General features: G+C 37.6%; 10 protein-coding genes. 3 read left to right on the forward strand and 7 right to left on the reverse strand.

What is annotated here, in order from left to right; translation table 11 throughout:
• Nucleotides 1-3 precede the first annotated feature (3 nt).
• The 3 genes from DF947_RS00790 (at nucleotide 4) to DF947_RS00800 (ending at nucleotide 2,315) form a co-directional block, all read left to right on the forward strand.
• A complete protein-coding gene (locus DF947_RS00790) occupies nucleotides 4-375 on the forward strand; it encodes a hypothetical protein (protein ID WP_109927793.1) in 372 nt (123 codons plus the stop codon).
• Nucleotides 376-445: 70 nt separating this feature from the next.
• Complete coding sequence (locus tag DF947_RS00795; RefSeq protein ID WP_109927794.1) at nucleotides 446-1,063, forward strand: peptidase associated/transthyretin-like domain-containing protein; 618 nt, start codon at nucleotides 446-448, stop codon at nucleotides 1,061-1,063.
• 61 nt (nucleotides 1,064-1,124) lie between these two features.
• Entirely contained in the window at nucleotides 1,125-2,315 is a 1,191-nt protein-coding gene (locus DF947_RS00800; RefSeq protein WP_205940719.1) for a serine hydrolase domain-containing protein, read from the forward strand.
• A gap of 620 nt (nucleotides 2,316-2,935) precedes the next feature.
• Here the strand turns inward: DF947_RS00800 and DF947_RS00810 are convergent.
• The 7 genes from DF947_RS00810 to DF947_RS00840 form a co-directional block, all read right to left on the reverse strand.
• Nucleotides 2,936-8,809 (reverse strand): DUF3320 domain-containing protein, encoded by a 5,874-nt coding sequence (locus DF947_RS00810; RefSeq protein ID WP_109927795.1) that lies wholly within the window; start codon nucleotides 8,807-8,809, stop codon nucleotides 2,936-2,938.
• A 148-nt stretch (nucleotides 8,810-8,957) separates the two neighbouring features.
• On the reverse strand, nucleotides 8,958-11,258 hold the full coding sequence (locus DF947_RS00815; RefSeq protein WP_109927796.1) for an AAA family ATPase: 2,301 nt from the start codon (nucleotides 11,256-11,258) through the stop codon (nucleotides 8,958-8,960).
• On the reverse strand, nucleotides 11,248-11,928 hold the full coding sequence (locus DF947_RS00820) for an ABC-three component system middle component 1 (protein ID WP_109927797.1): 681 nt from the start codon (nucleotides 11,926-11,928) through the stop codon (nucleotides 11,248-11,250). The genes DF947_RS00815 and DF947_RS00820 overlap by 11 nt, the downstream gene beginning before the upstream one ends.
• Entirely contained in the window at nucleotides 11,921-12,433 is a 513-nt protein-coding gene (locus DF947_RS00825) for an ABC-three component system protein (RefSeq protein WP_109927798.1), read from the reverse strand. The genes DF947_RS00820 and DF947_RS00825 overlap by 8 nt, the downstream gene beginning before the upstream one ends.
• Nucleotides 12,426-13,214 (reverse strand): ABC-three component system protein, encoded by a 789-nt coding sequence (locus tag DF947_RS00830; protein WP_109927799.1) that lies wholly within the window; start codon nucleotides 13,212-13,214, stop codon nucleotides 12,426-12,428. The genes DF947_RS00825 and DF947_RS00830 overlap by 8 nt, the downstream gene beginning before the upstream one ends.
• 30 nt (nucleotides 13,215-13,244) lie before the next feature.
• Entirely contained in the window at nucleotides 13,245-16,979 is a 3,735-nt protein-coding gene (locus DF947_RS00835; RefSeq protein ID WP_109927800.1) for an AAA family ATPase, read from the reverse strand.
• A gap of 1 nt (nucleotide 16,980) precedes the next feature.
• Entirely contained in the window at nucleotides 16,981-18,216 is a 1,236-nt protein-coding gene (locus tag DF947_RS00840) for an exonuclease SbcCD subunit D (protein ID WP_109928469.1), read from the reverse strand.
• Nucleotides 18,217-18,450: the final 234 nt, after the last annotated feature.

An 18,450-nucleotide genomic window follows, 5' to 3' on the forward strand; every position in this document is an offset into this window, starting at 1 on the left:
CAGATGAAAAAATTATTGTTCTTAATTCCAGTGGTATTGTTATTGACAACCTCGTTTGCAAATGCCTTTGCTTGGGCTGTAAAAGACCCCGTTGTTATTGAGGTAGCCACCAAGCATACATCAGTGGGCGATGCATTGCAAGCCGTGAAAACGGCACTGCTGAAGCAAAAATTTATTGCTACCGATGGTGTACAGAAGACAGGATTTACCGCCACCAGGACAACGGGAGCAAAAGCAGATTATTATGTAGCTGATGTAACGGCCAAAGGTGAAAACGGAAAAATAAAAGTCACTATCTCCTTTGTAAAAGTGGGCACAGGAATGCTCAGACTGCAAAAAGTAGCGGAGGCTGTTAAAGAGGATGTGGAAAAATGATGAACGTCAAGATAATAACAAGTGTTGCGGGTTTCTTTCTTAATTCGAAAAGTATTAAAACTTAAAAATTATGGCCAAGTCGAAAAAAATATTTTTTACTTTTCTAGCAGGTTTGCTTTGGGTAGTTACAGCGAAAGCCCAGTATGTTGAGCCAAACGAGTTTAAATCTCCCGTTGAGCTGATTTTTCCTAATCAAAAATTTGATTCCAGCGCAGCCAAAGATGCGCTGGCAAAAGGAACAGCGACGCTTACAGGCATACTCGGACAGGATAAACCAAGCGGTTTAGGCGAAAGTTTTAAAAAAATTTACCTGTTTCCTGCAACACCCTATTTTAAGGAATGGTACGATTTAAAAAAGAAAGGTGCCCAGGTTAAAAAAGGTAAAATAAAAATTGCCGCAATAGATAGTACGGCGGCACGTTACAGCTACTGGTGCCAAACAAATATAGAAGGAAAATTCACCTTTCCGAATCTGAAGCCGGGAAAGTATATTATGCTCGTGACCTTAGACCGTGTAGCCTCACGAACTTCTGATAAGTATCAAGGGAGCGCTTATGATAATTATGGGGGGCAGGCAGACTATTATTCTACACAAACCCACAATACTTTTTACAAGGAAGACTTTATGAAAGAAGTGGAGATACCCGCGAGTGAAAATGTAGTAACCGTAAAATGGAAAACCAAATAAGCCTAATAGTAACCGTAATTGGGTATAGAAAACCATTGACCGGTTTTGATAGATTGTACCTATGAACTGCAGATTAAAAATTTTGCTTAAACTTTTTTGTGCTTTTATAGTGCTTGCGCACTGCCTTAACTTATCGGCCCAGTATGTAGCTAAACCCGTATTCAATGTGGATAGTATGGTTGAAAAGAAGATGGCGACTATGGGTATGGTAGGAGTAGGTGCTGCTATAATCGTAAACAAAAAAGTAGTGTGGCAAAAGGGTTATGGATATGCCGACATGCGAAACAAAATTCCTTTTACTCCTGAAACAATTATGAATATCGCCTCCATAAGTAAAGTTGTTACTGGTGCCTGTTTAATGAAAGCAGTGGAATTGGGTAAACTAAGCCTTGATGAAGACATTAATAATTATTTACCATTTAAAATTGTAAACCCATATTTTGCAGGCGAAAAGATCACTTTAAGAATGTTGGCTACTCATACCTCGGGCCTTGCTGATCGTTATCCTTTTTATACCGATAGTACCTATTTCAACGGCAAAGATTCTCCGGAGGCGTTGGGCGATTTTTTAAAACAGTATTTTGTTCCTGGCGGAAAATATTATACACGGGAAAATTTTCTCCATTACAAGCCGGGTACCTACCGTGATTATTCCAATATCGGCGCAGGTTTGGCAGGCTATATTTTGGAATTAAGGACAGGAGAAAAGTTGAATGATTTTAGCAGGCGGTATATTTTCAAACTTCTTAAGATGGAAAATACAGGATGGTTTCTTTCTGAAATAGACACCGGCCACCATTCTAAATTATATGCCAAGCAAGGGGAAAGTATAAAGGAGATATCATTGTACGGCGTAACCACATACCCGGATGGAGGTTTACGTACGTCAGTGTCAGAATTATCAAAGTTCTTTATTGCATTGTTGAATCACGGAGTATATAAAGGAATACGAATTTTAAAAAGAACGTCTGTTGATGAAATGCTTCGCCTTCAATTCACAGAATCAAACAAACCCGAAAATGTACACCCCGATCAACTTAACTCGGGTGTTTTTTGGGCAACAAAAATGGGCGGCTCCAGAATTGGACATAACGGGTCTGATCCCGGCGTAAGAACATTTATGCTTTCAGATTTAGCTAAAGAAATAGGCATTGTATTATTTGTAAACACGTCATTGAGCGAAAAAGAAGAGCATGTTTATTTTGACATGTATAATGAGCTTTACAAATATGCAAAGACATTGGAAAAGTGAAATGATTTACCTTACGAGTTGATATTTTATAAACTATATTGGATACTTTAAGAGCAGGAATTAAAATTGTCAACTATTTCTACATCTATACGTTGACATAGTTATATCAACATATCCTAACTTTGGTATGAAGCCCGCCCTTTTCTAAAACTAAATGGCCAGCTACTTTCACAGTACTCAATTTTCCTGTTGATGATATTGATGCTGCCGTTGATGCCTTAATTGAAAATGGTGTAACCTTTGAGCAGTATAACGAGGAATATTTAAAAACTGATGAAAAAGGCATTTCGAGAGGGAACGGTGGACCAAATATCGCCTGGTTTAAAGATCTTGCAGGTAACATTTTATCAGTTTTGGAAATAGGGCAATTTTGGTATTTCAAACTTTTTTTAAATCTGCACCTTAAAACAAAAAAGCTTCACATTTCTGTGAAGCTTTCTGTGATCCCGCTGGGATATGAACTTCGTTCATTTTTCAGCGTTTAAAGGCTATCAGGAAAGGTTTTAAAATGTGACTCACCGAATCACTCACCTTTTTGTCTATATTTTTTAGTTGCAATTGCTATGATATAAATATACGGAAATTTTAATAATTCTCAAATTGTTCTATTGCAAATAACTTTAAGCATTGAAAACAATTCTTCCATTGTTTTCCTTTGCAATACCTAAGTCAATAGCTTTGTTTATTCCCTGCGCCATGGCATATTCTACATTTGTACCCACTCTGGCATAACCGAATAGTTTTCCTGTTTCTCTAATTAAATCTGCTTTGGTCAAGCTAATCTGATGACCTAAAATTTCACTAACTGCATTTGCAACCTCTTCCGCTGGAAGGTCATCAGCATCTCTTTTCTCCAAGTCGTTTTTTGGAATGCGATATCGCTTATAATCTTCAGGCTTACTTTCATTTGGCCAAAAGAATTCACGATGTGCATCATTAATTGCTGAAAGATGCATTTCATCTAATAAGGTTTGAAAATGATAGCTGATTCTAGTTCCCATTCTAGAGATATTCCAAGCGTTTAATACACGTTTGCAGAGTAAGTTTTTACTAATTGGCCACTCTGTTTCTAGTACGTCTGAAATTTGCTTTTTAATCTTCTCCCTATTTTGGCCCCAAAAAAACTCATCGCTACTATCTGCATTTATGGCTGCTAGGTTAGTCAAGGTGTAGAAATTAGGAGTTTCTCGATCAGCCTCTACCTTATTAATAATTGAAGTTTGTAACACTTCATCGTTTTTTATCGGCTCATTTTTTGTTAACGCATTTATAGAAACTTCCTTCTCCGGATTCGGGGCAGGTTGTGGTATAATTGCTGCCCTAAGCTCATCATTTTCTGCGAGCCTAATCGCTTCTAAGATATCATTAGTTACTCTATCTGGTTTTTCCCACCATTCTATAGACCAAACTTTATGAATATTCCATCCTAATTGCTGTAAAACACTAAGTTGTGTTACCTCTCTGTCTTTTGAGGTATGCGCACGCTGATAATTTTTCCCATCGGTTAATATACCGAGTATATAGGATGAGCTATTTTTCTTATCTACTATAGCCAAATCAATTTTGTAGGCCGAACAGCCAATCTGACTATGCACCTCATAACCATGTTTAATTAATTCTTGCGCTATTACATGCTCATAGCCCATTCCGTCACTATTACCTATTTTACTTCTAACAGGGAGTGCAACTTTACCTTTCTCGGCATAGGCTAAGAAAGCTTTTAGGCCCATTACACCTTCAGAATTGGTTCTATTTAGATCAATCTGCTCAGATTTAAGCGTGGAGAAAACAATCATTTCGTACCTCGCCCTAGAAACGGCAACGTTAAGTCTTCTCCAACCTCCTTCTCTATTAATGGGTCCAAAATTATGGCTTACATTGCCATTTTCATCCGGACCATAGCCGATTGAAAACAAAATGATGTCTCGTTCATCACCTTGTACATTCTCCAAGTTTTTGATAAATATAGGTTCATCAGCTTCCAATGCGATACGCTCAAGGTCTGGTCGCAAACTAAAGACTTCATTAAGTAGATCTTCTATCAAAGTCTGCTGTACCGAACTAAAGGTTACAATGCCAATACTTTTGGTGGCTAACTCTGCATCAGATAGTCGGCGCACCACTTCATCTATAATGGCCTTAGCTTCAAACTTGTTTTGCCTAGATTTGCCTTTGTCGTAATGTCCAGCAACCGCTACATGTTGAACTTTACTAATGATATCGTCTGTTGATGGGAACGTTAATAACTTGTTTTCATAATATTTGGCATTACTAAAGGCTATTAGACTCTCGTGCTTGCTTCTATAATGCCATAATAGATGTTGCGATGGCATAGATAAGGCAAGGCAGTCGTCTAGAATACTCTCTAGGTCTTCTTTGTCTACATTATCCTCATCAAAATTGTTGTTGCTAAAAAAATTTGTCGGAGGCATTTGTTTAGGATCGCCCACAACGATCACACTGCCTGCACGAGCAATTGCACCTACGGCCTCACATGTCGGCATTTGCGATGCTTCATCAAAAATTACCAGATCAAACTTGGCACTTTCTGCATCGAAGTACTGGGCAACTGAAATTGGGCTCATTAACATACATGGCGTTAATCTCGGTAGCAAATCTGGTATAGAATCAAATAGTTTACGAATAGATAAGGCCCTGCCATTATTTTTAATCGCTCTTTGGAGCATGCCCACTTCTGAACTTTGGGACGCTTCTTTAGTGAAAGACGGAATTTTTGCAGCCAGACGGGCGTATAATTCTGCTTTGGTCAGTTCTTCGAACTTTTTACTGATTGCCCTAAACCTATTGATTTTGTCTTCAAATAATTGGGAGTTAAACGTAGTGAGTAAAGGACTTTGTTCAAAGATGTAATCAGCGGCAGCGCGGTACATGGCTTTGTAGGCTTGCGGTATAATTTCTGCCGTGCTAACACTGCCAGTTTCAAAAGCACTTGTAACTGGAGATAAACCATTATTGGCCGCTTTTGTTCTTAAAGCCGTCCAGTTATACCAGTCTTTAAGTTGTTCTAAATTTGATCGCCAAGAGATGGCTTTTTCATTAAGATAGCTTAGCCAATCATTCGGGCCTTTTACCTCGTCGAAATCAATATTTAATAAACCACTCAGTTTATCGGTTGTGGCTAAAATCTCATCTTTGGTAAGCAATAATGCTTTAAAGGTCTTGCTGTTGCGGTCTAAATAAGCTTTGGTGCCCTCGTCAAATGCTAAAGCTAACTTTTTGCGCCAAGTAGCTGCGCTGCCTGTTTTAACAATAAGTGATGCTGCTTTGTTAATTTGGATCAAATGCTCGCTTGATGTTGCAATTGCTTTCCAGTCCGGACTGCCATCTTTCCACATAAAGCCCAATAGTAGAGGTAAAAAGGTGGCCTTGTCAATGTGTTCCTGCTCGGTTTGGAAATCGATAACCTGTTGTAGTGTCTCTTTAACGCTATCCTTGTCTAATTTTCCGCTTAGGCTTAGTCTTTTTAATGGTTTTAAAAGGCTGTTTTGTTTCATCCAGCGGGGTAGAAACCATTTCTCTTCGGCAATATTCCACTGTATAAGGGTTTGTTGTGCGGAGAAGGAAAGGATTTCTTTTGAATAATTGGCTAAAAGCGATGTGCTTAGTTCATCTCTTTTTAAACCATGTGCGGCCAGACCAATTACTTGGGCATGTACCTGCTCAAAAGAGTCGGTTTCCAACATGCTGGCCGGTAAGTCGGGCAAGTGGGTAAGCAGTTTAGCCATTTGGTTAAAGGCAAGCTGTTCTTCTCTTGTTGCAAGCGTGTCTTCTAGCTTTAAATATTGTTTAGTGCTGTTACAAAGTTGTATTTGTTCACTTAGCAAATTAGTTAAGGTATTCAATAGCTCACCAGCCTCTTGTTTGGTAGATGGAACATATTGTTTGGGTTCCATTTCACTTAAAGGATGTTGGTGTGCTTTACCAATCATTTTGGCTGCTGCTGCTATTTCTTCTACCGTATCCTGCCAATTGCGCAGTTGCTCTTTATCAAATGAAGCAAATGCATTGCTAGGGAAGTAGATGAGGTTTTCTACCGCAGTGATCTTGCTATATTCGGTAAATAGTTCAAATAATGAGAAGTCGAAATTATTTTTCTGATGGAGCGTTTCTACATAACCATTCAGTTCATTTCTTAGCTGATAGAGCCGTTCGGCTTCCATTGCAAAATCTCCGGGTGCACTGTTTTTGGGTGCCTCGCTGGCAGCCTTAAGCTGTTGAAGTACATCAGACTTTTTAGATTTATTGGAATGTAATTCTAAACAGAAAGGTCGAATACCAATAGATTCTAATCTGCTTTCTACCACATCCAAAGCCGCTTTTTTTGCCGCTACGAAAAGTACTTTCTTACCCATGTAGAGGGCGTTGGCAATAATGTTAGTAATGGTTTGCGATTTTCCCGTGCCGGGAGGGCCATGTAAAACAAAACTTTTTCCTTGTGCTGCACTTAATATGGCCTGTAGTTGAGAAGAGTCTGTGCTGATGGGCAATGCGAGCTGTGATGGATGTAACTGTGCATCCGAAATTTCGGTTACACTGGCATTTTCTTCAGGTTCCCATTCTAGCTTTCCAGATACCAAGCTAGCCACCACTTTGTTTTTGCAGAGCTGTTCAGCATTGTTGTGGATATCGTTCCAAAGGATAAACTTGCTAAATGAAAAGGTGCCTAATAATGCCTGTTCTTCTACATCCCACCTCGATTTGGCCATAATAGCCTGGCGAATGATATTAAAAACAGATTGTACATCTACACCACTTTCATCTCTTGGTAAGTTTTCCAGTCCACCAATACTGATCCCAAAATCTTGGCGCAGCATTTCCAAAAGGGTGATGTTCATGATTGTTTCTTCCTCACGACTTCTGATGACATATCCTTTCTGTGCCGATTTTCTGATGATTTCAACGGGTAAAAGCAAGATAGGGGCGTATCTAGGTCGCTCACTTGCATCGGTCTCATACCACTTCAGCATACCCAACGCCACATATAAGGTGTTGGCACCGTTTTCTTCTAACGCAGTTCTAGATGCACGGTAAAGATGTGTAAGTGCGTAGCCAATTTCGTTTTCGCTTAAGTAGCTGCGTAGTCGTTTATGGCTTAGCTCATGCTTTACCAAATCTGCAATAGGATCTGATTGATGTAGCGACTGGTAAACACCGCTATCTCTTACTTGATTGTTCCAGTCGCTGGGTTTGGCCAATACTTGAAACTCTTCGCCATCAGCCAAGGCGTCCTCTAGTTTAGCACAGTTGATGGTGATAAACTGTATCACACTTTTGGTAATGCGGATGTTCAGCAAACTATTCCTTAAAGTAAGATCCAGTAATTTTCTTTCCCAAAGGCGTTGCTTAGAAACTTCAATTTTTTCAGCATGTAACAATCGCTCGCCAATGGATATCTCTTCGGGTAATTGGTTTTCACGCAAGGGTTGGGCCTCTTCCTGTATTTGCCAGCCCAAGTTGGTAAAGGCACGGAGTGGGAGGGGACGAATACTGCCAAATCTGGCTCTTTTGACATCAATAAACAGCACAAAATCAGCTGTGTTTATCATTTTTAGTTCTGCGGAACTCACTGCCTGATCAAAGGTGTATGTTTGTCCGGCGTTCATACAGGTCGCTTCTATCAAGCATATTTCGCCAATGCCGTCCACAACCCTTTTTGTTAATAATGACGGGTCATCGTTCACTACATCGGCAAACGACTCTTCTACTAACCAAGCGCCAGCAAAAGCATGTCCTTTAATCACCACTATAATTGGATGAATGCCTACCGCTTCTAAACAAGCGCCATACAATAAGGATAGGTCTAGGCAGTTGGCTAATTTATTTTCAAAAATGGCATCTGCCAATCTTATTCTTTGGCCCTGTTCTTCAAAACTTGCAGGAACGCTACAATAGACTATTTGTAGGTTGGCGATGGTTTCAAAAATCGCAGCCATCTGTTTCCTCACCCTATTTGGGTTGCGGCTTTGGTAATCGTCAAAAGATGGATTGCCGGTCCACTTGCCCAGTAGGGAAGATGCTTGATGAATAATTTTTGGGATCTGTTGGTTGTTGGGTGTAACAAATGCGGCCATGATTTCAGGCAAAATGCTTACTCCAGGCCATTGATCAAACGGCAGTACATCTATAGTATAAGTTTGCTGAAAAGTAATTTCATCACCAATTCGTATAGTTAAGCTCAACTTCCCAGTTATTCTTTCAGTTAGTTCGGCCAAAAACTTAGTAGATACTAATAATGGTATGTTGGTAAATTGTTGGCTCTGGGCAGGCCCTAAAAATGCTACTTCTGCTTTCCAAATTTCTGCAAAATCTGGTTCGGACGAGATGGTTAAACCAATGTCTTTCCAATCATTTTCACTGTGATTGGTGATGGTAAGTTCCCTAATGGTGGGTACATGGTTTTGCTGAAAAGCATAGTTGATGGCTGGGGTGTAAATAAAGTTTACTTCTTGGCCAGAGCGCATTGTTTTATCCATGAGGTTAAGGTAGTAAAAGTATGTGGGAACTTAAAGGTACTGCGAGCTCATCTTTGTTGGTGAAGATGAGCTGGTGGTAGGGTAGCTTTGGTTAAGGATCGAGGTAGCTTTGTTTCATGATAGGATATTAGAAACACTAATTATCGCTCTATACTGTTGCTAGTTCCTTTAAATTGACACGTTTTTCCGAGAGGTTATAATTTTTAAATTTATACCTCATGAAGGCTGACATCATATCTTCATGAGTGGACATAATAATTTGATTATCGTAGAATTCATTTCTTAGCAAATCAATAAAACCATATAGATTTAATTCGTCCATAGTTTGTACCGGATCGTCTATTAAAATTAATTTGTTTTGGGAGTACTTTTTGTGTAGTGCTAGAGTGAAAGAAATAATTAATGCAGACAATTGCCCAGAACTCATCGTAAATATAGCGTCATAGGTTTTGTGTGATCCTGTTTGGAAACGTATTCCCTCTTTTTCGGAAAAGATAAACAGCCCTATCCCACCTTGAAAAGATTGCATAATCCTACCTGAATATATATGGAATACTGTTTCTATATCTTTAATTATTTTTTTCTCATAAGATTTTAAAGATGAGTTATATGTACTTTTTAATCTATTCAATTTTTGAGAAACCTCCTTTGCTGTGTCTCTCCTTTTTGTTACCTCTAGTAATTGGCCAGATTTAGTTTGTAAAATTTGATTTTGACTTAATGATAATTTATGAGATAGATATCTTTTCTTTGCTTCAATTTGTTTAATAGTCACAGGATCTACTTGATCAAATTCGTTGTTGAAATATTCTCGGAAATATTCTAAAAAATAAGATTCTATCAATTCTGTATTACTCGTGTCTTTTATAACTAAGATTTCGTTCTTGAATAGCTCTAATTTGTTAGCTACATTTAGTATTTGTTCGTCACTTAGATATTGTGAATAATCAATCTCAAGAATACTAAGGACTTTTATAAGGTCATTAAAATGATTGTCCTCTAAATCAAGTAACTGTGAAGCAAATTCTTTATTGTAATTAAGAGAAGTTAGGCGAATATTTATCAGCTCTATTATTTGTTTAATAGTTTCAGATTTAAATTCTGTAAATGTTTCCTGAAGACGATTGTTTTTATCAGAGTTGATCTCCTTGATTTGTTCAGATTTAGTTTCGATTTGAAGAAGTAGCGTTTCAATGTTTTTCCAGTCATAGCCACACAAAACACATTCTCGAGTAGAAACCCCAGCTTCTCTTAGGTCGGTAAGTTCATCGATTAAATCATTTCTGGATTTAGAGATGTCTGAATAAATTCTATCTAATCCAGAGAGTTCCTTATGACTAGAAATAAGTGCCTGTTTGGTTGAAGAAAAAGTAGTTTTTAAATCACTTGGAATGAAGTCATACGGATTCAAGTCTATTGATTCTTCCACTGTATTATGACTCAGTGATTCCAGTTGCTTAATTGTACTTTCAAGACCTGTCACTTTAGTCCGTAGCTCCCTTATTTCTTCTTTTTTAGATAAAAAATTTTGAAATTTAAAAAAGTTATTGACCAGATTTTCATTTTCTAAAAGGTAATCAACAGCTCTATTTTTTCTATATTGAATGAACAGACTTTTTCGTTCAACAAATACTTTTATTCGATCAAGAACTCCATCAACGCCTATAACATTCAAATAGTCGAATGTTGTCGGATCGATTTCCTCCTGATCCCAAAATAAATCTTTTTTTTCTAATAACTTTACAAAAGAAGTTGGAGTTTCATCAGCAATGATATTAATCTTTATTTGATTTATTTCCTGATCAAGAACTTTAATATTTTCGTTTTCTACGGTAGTTATAGCATCAAACCTCTTTTTTAGATCATCAATTCGCTTTATTTTTTGTTCAAATTCATTTAAATCGAATAGGTGACCGATATGGCTTTTTCTTTTTCTGTCATCGTGTTTAAGCAGAAATAAGGCTTCTTCCTGTTCCACATAGTTTAAAAACTGAAAATTAGATTTGTAATTTTTGCCTAATAAGTCTGTTAAAAATAGATTTTCGTCCTCTATAGAAGTTCTATTCTCAGACAAAAAATCATCTTTTGTAAACAGCTTGTATACGGAAAAATTTATGTAAGGTTCTATGTGAGCTGCATCTGCATACCGCTCCAACATATAGAGTTCGTCATTTTTAATAAGTTCAATTGTGACCAAAATATCTTTGCCTATTCCGTTTGAATGTTGAAATGGATTTTCAGAAAAAACCTGTCTTCCATCAATCAGTTTTGCCTTTAGGTCTTCATACCTTCTTATTTTGCCTGTAAAAACTAATTCTATAGCATCATAAATAGTTGTTTTTCCAAATCCATTAGGGCCGTCAAATACAATAATGTCAGATGAATTAAAATTTATCGTAGTGTCTTCGAATACCTTAAAATTCTGAATTCTAATTCTGTTAATCTTCATTTGGTAATATTGCTTTTAATTTTTCAAGAATAGTTTCATTGGTCATTGAGTTAAAATCTTCATCATTTAGCATAAAAAAATCCTGCTCCAAAATTTCGTCAAGTGGATTGTTTCCAATAGACCTTTTGTTTATTTCTTCGAGAGATTTCAGGTTATTTGTTTGTGTAATTCTTATTTTAATAAAAGGTATTTTAATAGCTATTCGATAGACCAATGACTCAAATGAGTTAGCATCAAAATTCGTTTTGTGCTGTTCAAATATTTCGTCTTTTAAAATAAGGGATTCAATGCCAGTAAGTACATTTGATTCGCCAATAGCAGCATTTAAATTTTTTAATTCTTCGTCGGTGTAATAAATTATACTTTTCTTAAAGTGATATGGATTCTCTTCAATTTGTAGCAGATAATCAAATTTAACATCTTCTAGTTTTGGAACCTTATTCAGTATTAACAGGTTTACGTTTTTATCAAAAGTCTGTTCTTGTACGAGTTCTTTCGTTTTTACAAATACTTCTATTTGGTCGTTTAATACATTATTGATGTTATCGCCATCATAATGAGCAATAACCCAGTAATTTTTTTTCTCTTTCAAAACATAGATTTTGAAATCTATATTTGGTTTTTCTTCTAGCTCTGCAGCTACAAATATTCTGGTTATTAGATCAATCATTTAATTTGTTTTTTGCTGTTTCTAAATCAATTAAGCTGACTTTTTTCCATTGGATGATTTTTGTTTCATTTTCAACTTCTCCAGTATCGACATTGTTAACGTGGCTGACATTGTTTGCACACGCTTCAATATCCTCTACATTGCAGGCAGAAGTAATTAAGTAGTCAGAATTAAAAGGAACTTCTACCATTTCACTGAGAGCCGTTTTCATTATGCGTTCACTTACTCTTTTCTTATTATTTTCATCATTGGGATAATTTATGGAAGTTGGGAAATACTGTTTGCTTTGAGAACAAACCCAACCAATTCCATCACCTCTATTAGATTCTTTAATAGCTAATAATGTTTGATAAAAAGAATCTTTCATTTCATCTTCATTGAGGCTTAAGTCCGTATATTGCTGTAAGTTCCCATAAGAAACACTCTTATGAGGTCTTATATTTTGTAGAAATTCTTTGAAAGCGGTAGTATCGTAAGAATTGAAAAGTATCGAATATTTATTCATTTTTGGTTTTTAATTCGGGACTTAATTGATCTTCTACACAATCCACGCAAAACTCCTGGTAATATCGATTAAGATTATTTCTAATCTTGCTTTCAAAATAAATTTCGTCTTGAACAAGCGAAGCTATATCTGTTCTTAATGCATTTAAGAAATTGTGTAGAGGAATAGGATTGTCATACGCAGCATTTCTTATAGCAGTCCCACCATGATTCAGGGCGTGAATATATATTACCTTGTCAGACACATTTTTTTCTAGTATTTCGCTTAATAATTGGACAGTATCTGGATTATTATTACCACCAATATTATACTTTTGAAGTACTAAGCTAATTTGCTCCTTAATTTTTACATCAATATCATTTAAGGAACATGATTCGGCATCATTTTCATATTCATAAATTTCCATCTTTGGATGCAAAACCTTAATTTCTGCTTTAGTTTTTTCATTTTGATTTGCGAGATGAAAAAATGCTTCAACAGTTTGTAGTCCAATAGCTGTCCACTTTTCTTCTAATTGTTCAAAATCTTCTTTATAAGTAGAGTATAACGCACTTTTGACGGCTTTAACCTGATGCATGGAAATAGGAGTATGTCCTCCAGTAGCAATTGATTTTAGTATGGTAAAATCTTCTATGGAATCTATTTGAAGCACCAATTCATTTATTTCATTTTCAGTTTTTATGTTTAGTTGCTTCAATATGTGGTAGAGTGCGACTCTACCCTGGTAAATGAATCCGCTCCATGTTGGTATTGCGGTATGTGGCAATGATTGTTTAGCCATCTTGTTTATTTATTATTGATTAATCTATATTTAATACCCAATCACTTCAACCTTACTCTTTCCGCTCTGCTGCTTACTTACCTTAATCTGCACTGGAATTCTTTCGGTCATTTCCTGTACATGGGAAATGACGCCTACTTTACGGCCTTGATTGTGTAGCCTTTCCAAAGCATCCATGGCGATATTGAGGGTGTTAGGATCTAAGGAACCAAAACCTTCATCAATAAATAAAGATTCCACTTTCATTCGGCTTGATGATAAAGAGGCGAGGCCCAAGGCTAAGGCAAGCGATACCAAAAATGATTCTCCGCCCGAAAGGGAATAGACCGTGCGCACTTCATCGCCCATATCTTGATCTACTACTTGTAGCCCAAGCGATGTTGGGATGCGTTCAATTTTATATCGACTGGTTAATGAATGCAAGTGGATGTTGGCGTAGCCCAACAAAACATCTAAGGTGTATTCTTGCGCAATCTGGCGGAATTTTTTACCATCGGCAGAACCGATAATTTCGTTCAGTTTACTCCAGTTTTCTGTAATGGCAGCCTGTGCTGTGATTTCTTTTAAAAGGTCGCCGATTTTGTTTTTATGGGCTTCGTTTTGTTGCAGACGGAAACTGTTCTCTCCTTTTTGATATCTCTTTTTTTCTACTTCTGTTTTGGCAACGGCGTTGAGGACCAAGAGTTCTTCAAGCGGTTGTTCAGTCGCAACATTTTGCAGATGGTTGTCCATCGCTTGTTTTCGTTCGCTAAGAATGGTCTTCGCTTTGTTTACTTCTTCTTCAATGGTTTGCAATTCCACTCGCTCTGTTTGTATCCAGTCGTTGCTTAAAGCCAACAACTCGTGAAGTGATGCAATGCTTAGTGATTGATTGTTCTTTTGATTATAATCGTTGAGCCAATCCTGCATTTTTTGTGCTGCCTTTTGGGCTTCAGCCTCCAAAGCGCTTAATGTAGCGGTCAATTCTTCTTTTTGGGTATGCGCTTTCGTGCTGTCAATATTTAGTTGTTGCAGGTTGGTTTTAAGTCTTTCCAATTGTTTTTGCGCTTCATCAATGGCTTGTTTGAGCAAGTTTTCCGTTATTGATACAGGTTGTCCGTCAAATATGGCTTTACGTTGATCAACTAGGTTGAGATAGATTTGATGTTGCACCAAGTGAGTTTCGGTTTTTTTATCCGCTTCTATAGCAAGGTTTTTAGCTTGGATTTCCAATTCTTTTAAGGTGGCACTAAGTGCTGCTTGCTGACGCGTATATTGCTCTAGTTTTTCATTATTTTCTTTCCAGTTGCGGGCAAAGCTCTCAATACGTTCCACAAAAGCTACAGGAGCAATTTTCCAATTTGCCATCCAATCTGCGGTTGTAAAGTAAGGTGAAAGCAACTGTGCTACACCATTAAGGTCGGTCTTCGCTTTAGCTTGCTCTTTTGTTTTACTGCTTTGTTGCTCTTTATAAACAGCTAAGCTGTTCTGAATATCCTTTATTTTGTTGGCAAGATTGTCTGTGTGATCCTTTAGCTGGTCTATCCCGGTTTTGGTTGTCTCAAGTTGTTGCTTTTTGTCACTATGTGCTTGTAGTTGAGCTATTAAGTCAGTTTGTTTGGTCTTTAGAGCTTTTAAATTTTCTTCGAGCCAATCTGCTTTTTTGGCATCTGCTATTGAAGCGCTTTCTTTCGAGATATCGAATTTTTCCCAAGCTTGCTTTTTAGCGGCCAATGCCAATTGCTTTGCTTCGATATCTTCGCTTTGGTTTTGGATAACTTGTTTTAATGTATTGCCCTCTTTTACTAAAGTATCATGTTGGCTATGGCAAAGTAGATAATTTTGCTCTTTTTCTAGATAGGATTTTTCCAGTTGGGCCAACACGTTTTCCAATTGTGGATTTTGTGTTACGTAAGGATGGCTGGTGCTGCCACAAACAGGGCAAGGCTCATCGTTAATCAAAGCATCCCGAAGTGTTTCTACATTTTCAGCCGATGCCAAGCGAGCTTGCTGTAGCATTTGGTAGGCTGTTTCTTTTTCCACCTTTATAAGTGGCAGCTGTTGGGTTAAGATGGCTAATGCTTCCTGTTTGGTCTGTTCATCAGCTAGATCTTGTCGTTGCTTGCTGTTTAGGCTTTCTAATTCTGTAAACGCATGATAAAAGAGTTGCCAATGAGACTGTGCCTTTATCCCGTTTTCTATTTGTTCCCCAGTTTCGGATTTGGCCAGGTTTATTTGTTCGATAGGGATTGAAAGCAGTTCCTTAGCTTTGGCTTCGTAGCTTTTCTTTAAGTTCTCCAAACCTGCCGACTGTTGCTTCCAATTATGCTCAATCACCGTCTTTTGATCTTCTTCCGTTTTGATTTTGTTCTGTAATTGAGTTAGATCTGATTCAGAAGAATGTAAGATGTCTAAAAACTTTTTTGCATCCTGCAGTTTCGATAGTATCAGGTCTTTATTTTCGGCAATTGCGCTGCGGTCTATATTTTCTGCCTTCCAGTCGGTAATGGCTTTGATGTTTGTTCCAAGATTTTTGTGTTCTTCCTGCTTAACCGTTAGTGCTGTAAAATGTTTACTATTTATTGTAGTAGCCTTTTCAGCTTCTTCTTGGAGTTGGTCAACCTGTTGTTTTTTTTCGCCAATTAGTGTATCCAATCTTTTCGCCTGTTCCAGTAGGGGCAATGCATTGCTTAGCGCTTTATTTTTTACTGTTAGACTATTTTCTGCTGATTCGACTTCGGTTGCTATATCTACTTTTTGAGCAAGTAGTTTGGTAATGGTTTCTTTTAGTGCTTCAAGAACAGTTGTTTTGTTAGTGTGCTGTTCTTGTGCGTGTTTTAAGGCATCTGCCCAGGTCCTGGTTTGCTGGGCCTGTTCGGTCATCAGCAATTTTTGTTGGCGTGGCAAAGCCAATGCCTTTGCTTCTGTGAATAACTCTAATGAAGTATAGGCTGTATGGTGGGCAATTTGAAACTTGGTAAGCTGCTCTTGCCAGCCAATTGCTGCATTTAGTTGCTCGATGTCCTTTTCCAGCTTAATGATCTGGGTTGTTAAAAGCTCCTGATCGTCTGATAAGACTTTTAATTCTTCTGCTGTAAGGATAATTATGCCTTCTTTTCTTAGTTCAAGCTCACGAAGCTGCTGATCTTCCAGTTTATATTTTTCATAAATCTTTTTGGAGATTTCAGAATAGATATGTGTTCCGGTAAGTTTTTCGAGTAATGAAGATTTTTCGTCTCTATTGGCTTTCATAAAAGCCGTAAAATCGCCTTGTGCCAATAATACCGATCTGGTAAATTGCTCAAAGTTTAAGCCTACAAGTCGTGAAATCTCGTTTAAGGTTTCCTGCTTTTTGCCGGGGATATCAAAATTAAGTGTGATGTTTTTTAAGATAATGGAGTCTGATTGCATGCTGCCTTCAGCTTTATTTCTCGCACGGCGCACACTCCAAGTTGCACGATAGTATTGGTCGTCAATACCTTTAAAATCTACCTGGGCAAAGCCATCGGATGTGCCGTCACGTAAAATGCTGCGTACATCTCCTTGGCTCAGTGTGCTGCCTTGTACATCTTTAATTTCTACTCCTGATTCTTTTGCTTGTAGGTATCGTGGTGTTTTGCCATAAAGGGCAAGGCAAAGGGCATCTAATATGGTAGATTTTCCAGCTCCAGTTGCGCCGGTAATGGCAAATATGCCTGCTGAACATAGGGGCTCAGCTGTAAAATCAATTTCAGTAGTTCCTTCTAATGAAGCCAAATTTTTGATGCGTATAGCTAATATCTTCATCTTATTCGGCTATTTGGTTTACGTCCTGCGCTACCTTTTGGAAGAGCTGCAGGATTTCGGTTGGCACCTCGGAATTGTATCTGGATTGGTATACTTTACCAAATACGTCTATAGGTTGTAGGTCACTTAATTTTTCCGGCGTGATGAATTCTTGCGCTTCTTGTATGGTAGCAGGGTATTTCACATCAATTTTAGCAAGCCTAACTTTTTTGCCTGCCAATGCAATTTCTATTTTATGGCGCAAGGCAGGTTCGGGCCCTTCGAGCAATATTCTTAATTCAAGATAAGGGGTTGTTTCTACAGCTGAATCCATCTTAGGTAAGTGTTCTAATAATGCTATCACTTCATGTAGGGGCTGATGGTTTAGAGGAATTCTCTGCAATGGCACAAATAGCGGGATTTCTACAGGTTTCAGGTTACTTACTTCTTCTTCAAGATCAAAAACGATAACTTGGTGTTTGTAATGGATTTCTGAAAAAGACATAGGTAGGGGACTGCCCGAATAACGAATATGCTCTTTTCCGCCAATGCGTTGCGCTTTATGGATGTGGCCTAATGCTACATATTTGATATCGGGATGAAATGCGTTGACATTAATGCATTCAACACCGCCCATAATGAGCCTTTCGGTTTTGTCAAGTTCAGTAAGTTCGGTATGCTGTGTATGTAAATGTCCCATGCCAATAATACTTTGTCCGTCTTGCTTTTTCTGCGCTGCATATTCAAAGGCTTCTTTGTATAATGCGGTAACACCCTCAGTATAAGGATTGGAGCAATCAGCAATCGTAGGGTAATCGCCCATACGCAAAAAGGGTATGGCTAAGCACCATACTTTAACATTTCCATCTTCGTCATGTATAGGGATAACTAGTTTTTCATAATCAATATTTCCATCAGAATCTTTTTCAACCAAGCCGATGATGTGCACATTGGAGGATTCTAATAAAGGTTTTGGAGCTTCTAAACGAGAAGCTGAATCATGATTGCCGGCAGTAATGATGATTTGTAAATCGGGGTTTGATTTGGTAGATTGATTAAGAAAGCTGTAAAACATCTTAATGGATGCAGCTGCCGGATTGGAAATATCAAAAATATCCCCGCTGATAATCAATACATTTATCTGTTCTGTTTGCAATGTTTGCACCAACCAGTTCAAGAACTGTTGATGTTCATAACTGCGGTCGTATTCGTGAAATAACTGGCCTATGTGCCAGTCGGCTGTGTGAAGGACTTTCATAATCTGATACATAGATTACTACAGGTCCAAGAACAATAAATTTGTATGCCTAAAATTTTTAGGCGGCTGATATTATCCATTGAGCTGAGATTGTTAACTAATGCAATATATTCAATTTTAGTTGCTAAAGTATTATCTTGAACGTTATATTAATTGACAGGATAATACTTTATTAATAAAGGTAGGTTCAGACGTTTATTAATAAATACGGGAAACCGTATATGCAAAAATTAT

Origin of the sequence: Pedobacter paludis, from assembly GCF_003173575.1 — a bacterium.
GTDB classification, from domain to species: Bacteria; Bacteroidota; Bacteroidia; order Sphingobacteriales; family Sphingobacteriaceae; genus Pedobacter; species Pedobacter paludis.

What these genes read in the sequence shown, in the direction of transcription:
- DF947_RS00790 (WP_109927793.1), top strand. Translation starts at nt 4, where the DNA reads ATGAAAAAATTATTGTTCTTAATTCCAGTGGTATTGTTATTGACAACC.
- DF947_RS00795 (WP_109927794.1), top strand. Translation starts at nt 446, where the DNA reads ATGGCCAAGTCGAAAAAAATATTTTTTACTTTTCTAGCAGGTTTGCTT.
- DF947_RS00800 (WP_205940719.1), top strand. Translation starts at nt 1,125, where the DNA reads ATGAACTGCAGATTAAAAATTTTGCTTAAACTTTTTTGTGCTTTTATA.
- DF947_RS00810 (WP_109927795.1), bottom strand. Translation starts at nt 8,809, where the DNA reads ATGGATAAAACAATGCGCTCTGGCCAAGAAGTAAACTTTATTTACACC.
- DF947_RS00815 (WP_109927796.1), bottom strand. Translation starts at nt 11,258, where the DNA reads ATGAAGATTAACAGAATTAGAATTCAGAATTTTAAGGTATTCGAAGAC.
- DF947_RS00820 (WP_109927797.1), bottom strand. Translation starts at nt 11,928, where the DNA reads ATGATTGATCTAATAACCAGAATATTTGTAGCTGCAGAGCTAGAAGAA.
- DF947_RS00825 (WP_109927798.1), bottom strand. Translation starts at nt 12,433, where the DNA reads ATGAATAAATATTCGATACTTTTCAATTCTTACGATACTACCGCTTTC.
- DF947_RS00830 (WP_109927799.1), bottom strand. Translation starts at nt 13,214, where the DNA reads ATGGCTAAACAATCATTGCCACATACCGCAATACCAACATGGAGCGGA.
- DF947_RS00835 (WP_109927800.1), bottom strand. Translation starts at nt 16,979, where the DNA reads ATGAAGATATTAGCTATACGCATCAAAAATTTGGCTTCATTAGAAGGA.
- DF947_RS00840 (WP_109928469.1), bottom strand. Translation starts at nt 18,216, where the DNA reads ATGAAAGTCCTTCACACAGCCGACTGGCACATAGGCCAGTTATTTCAC.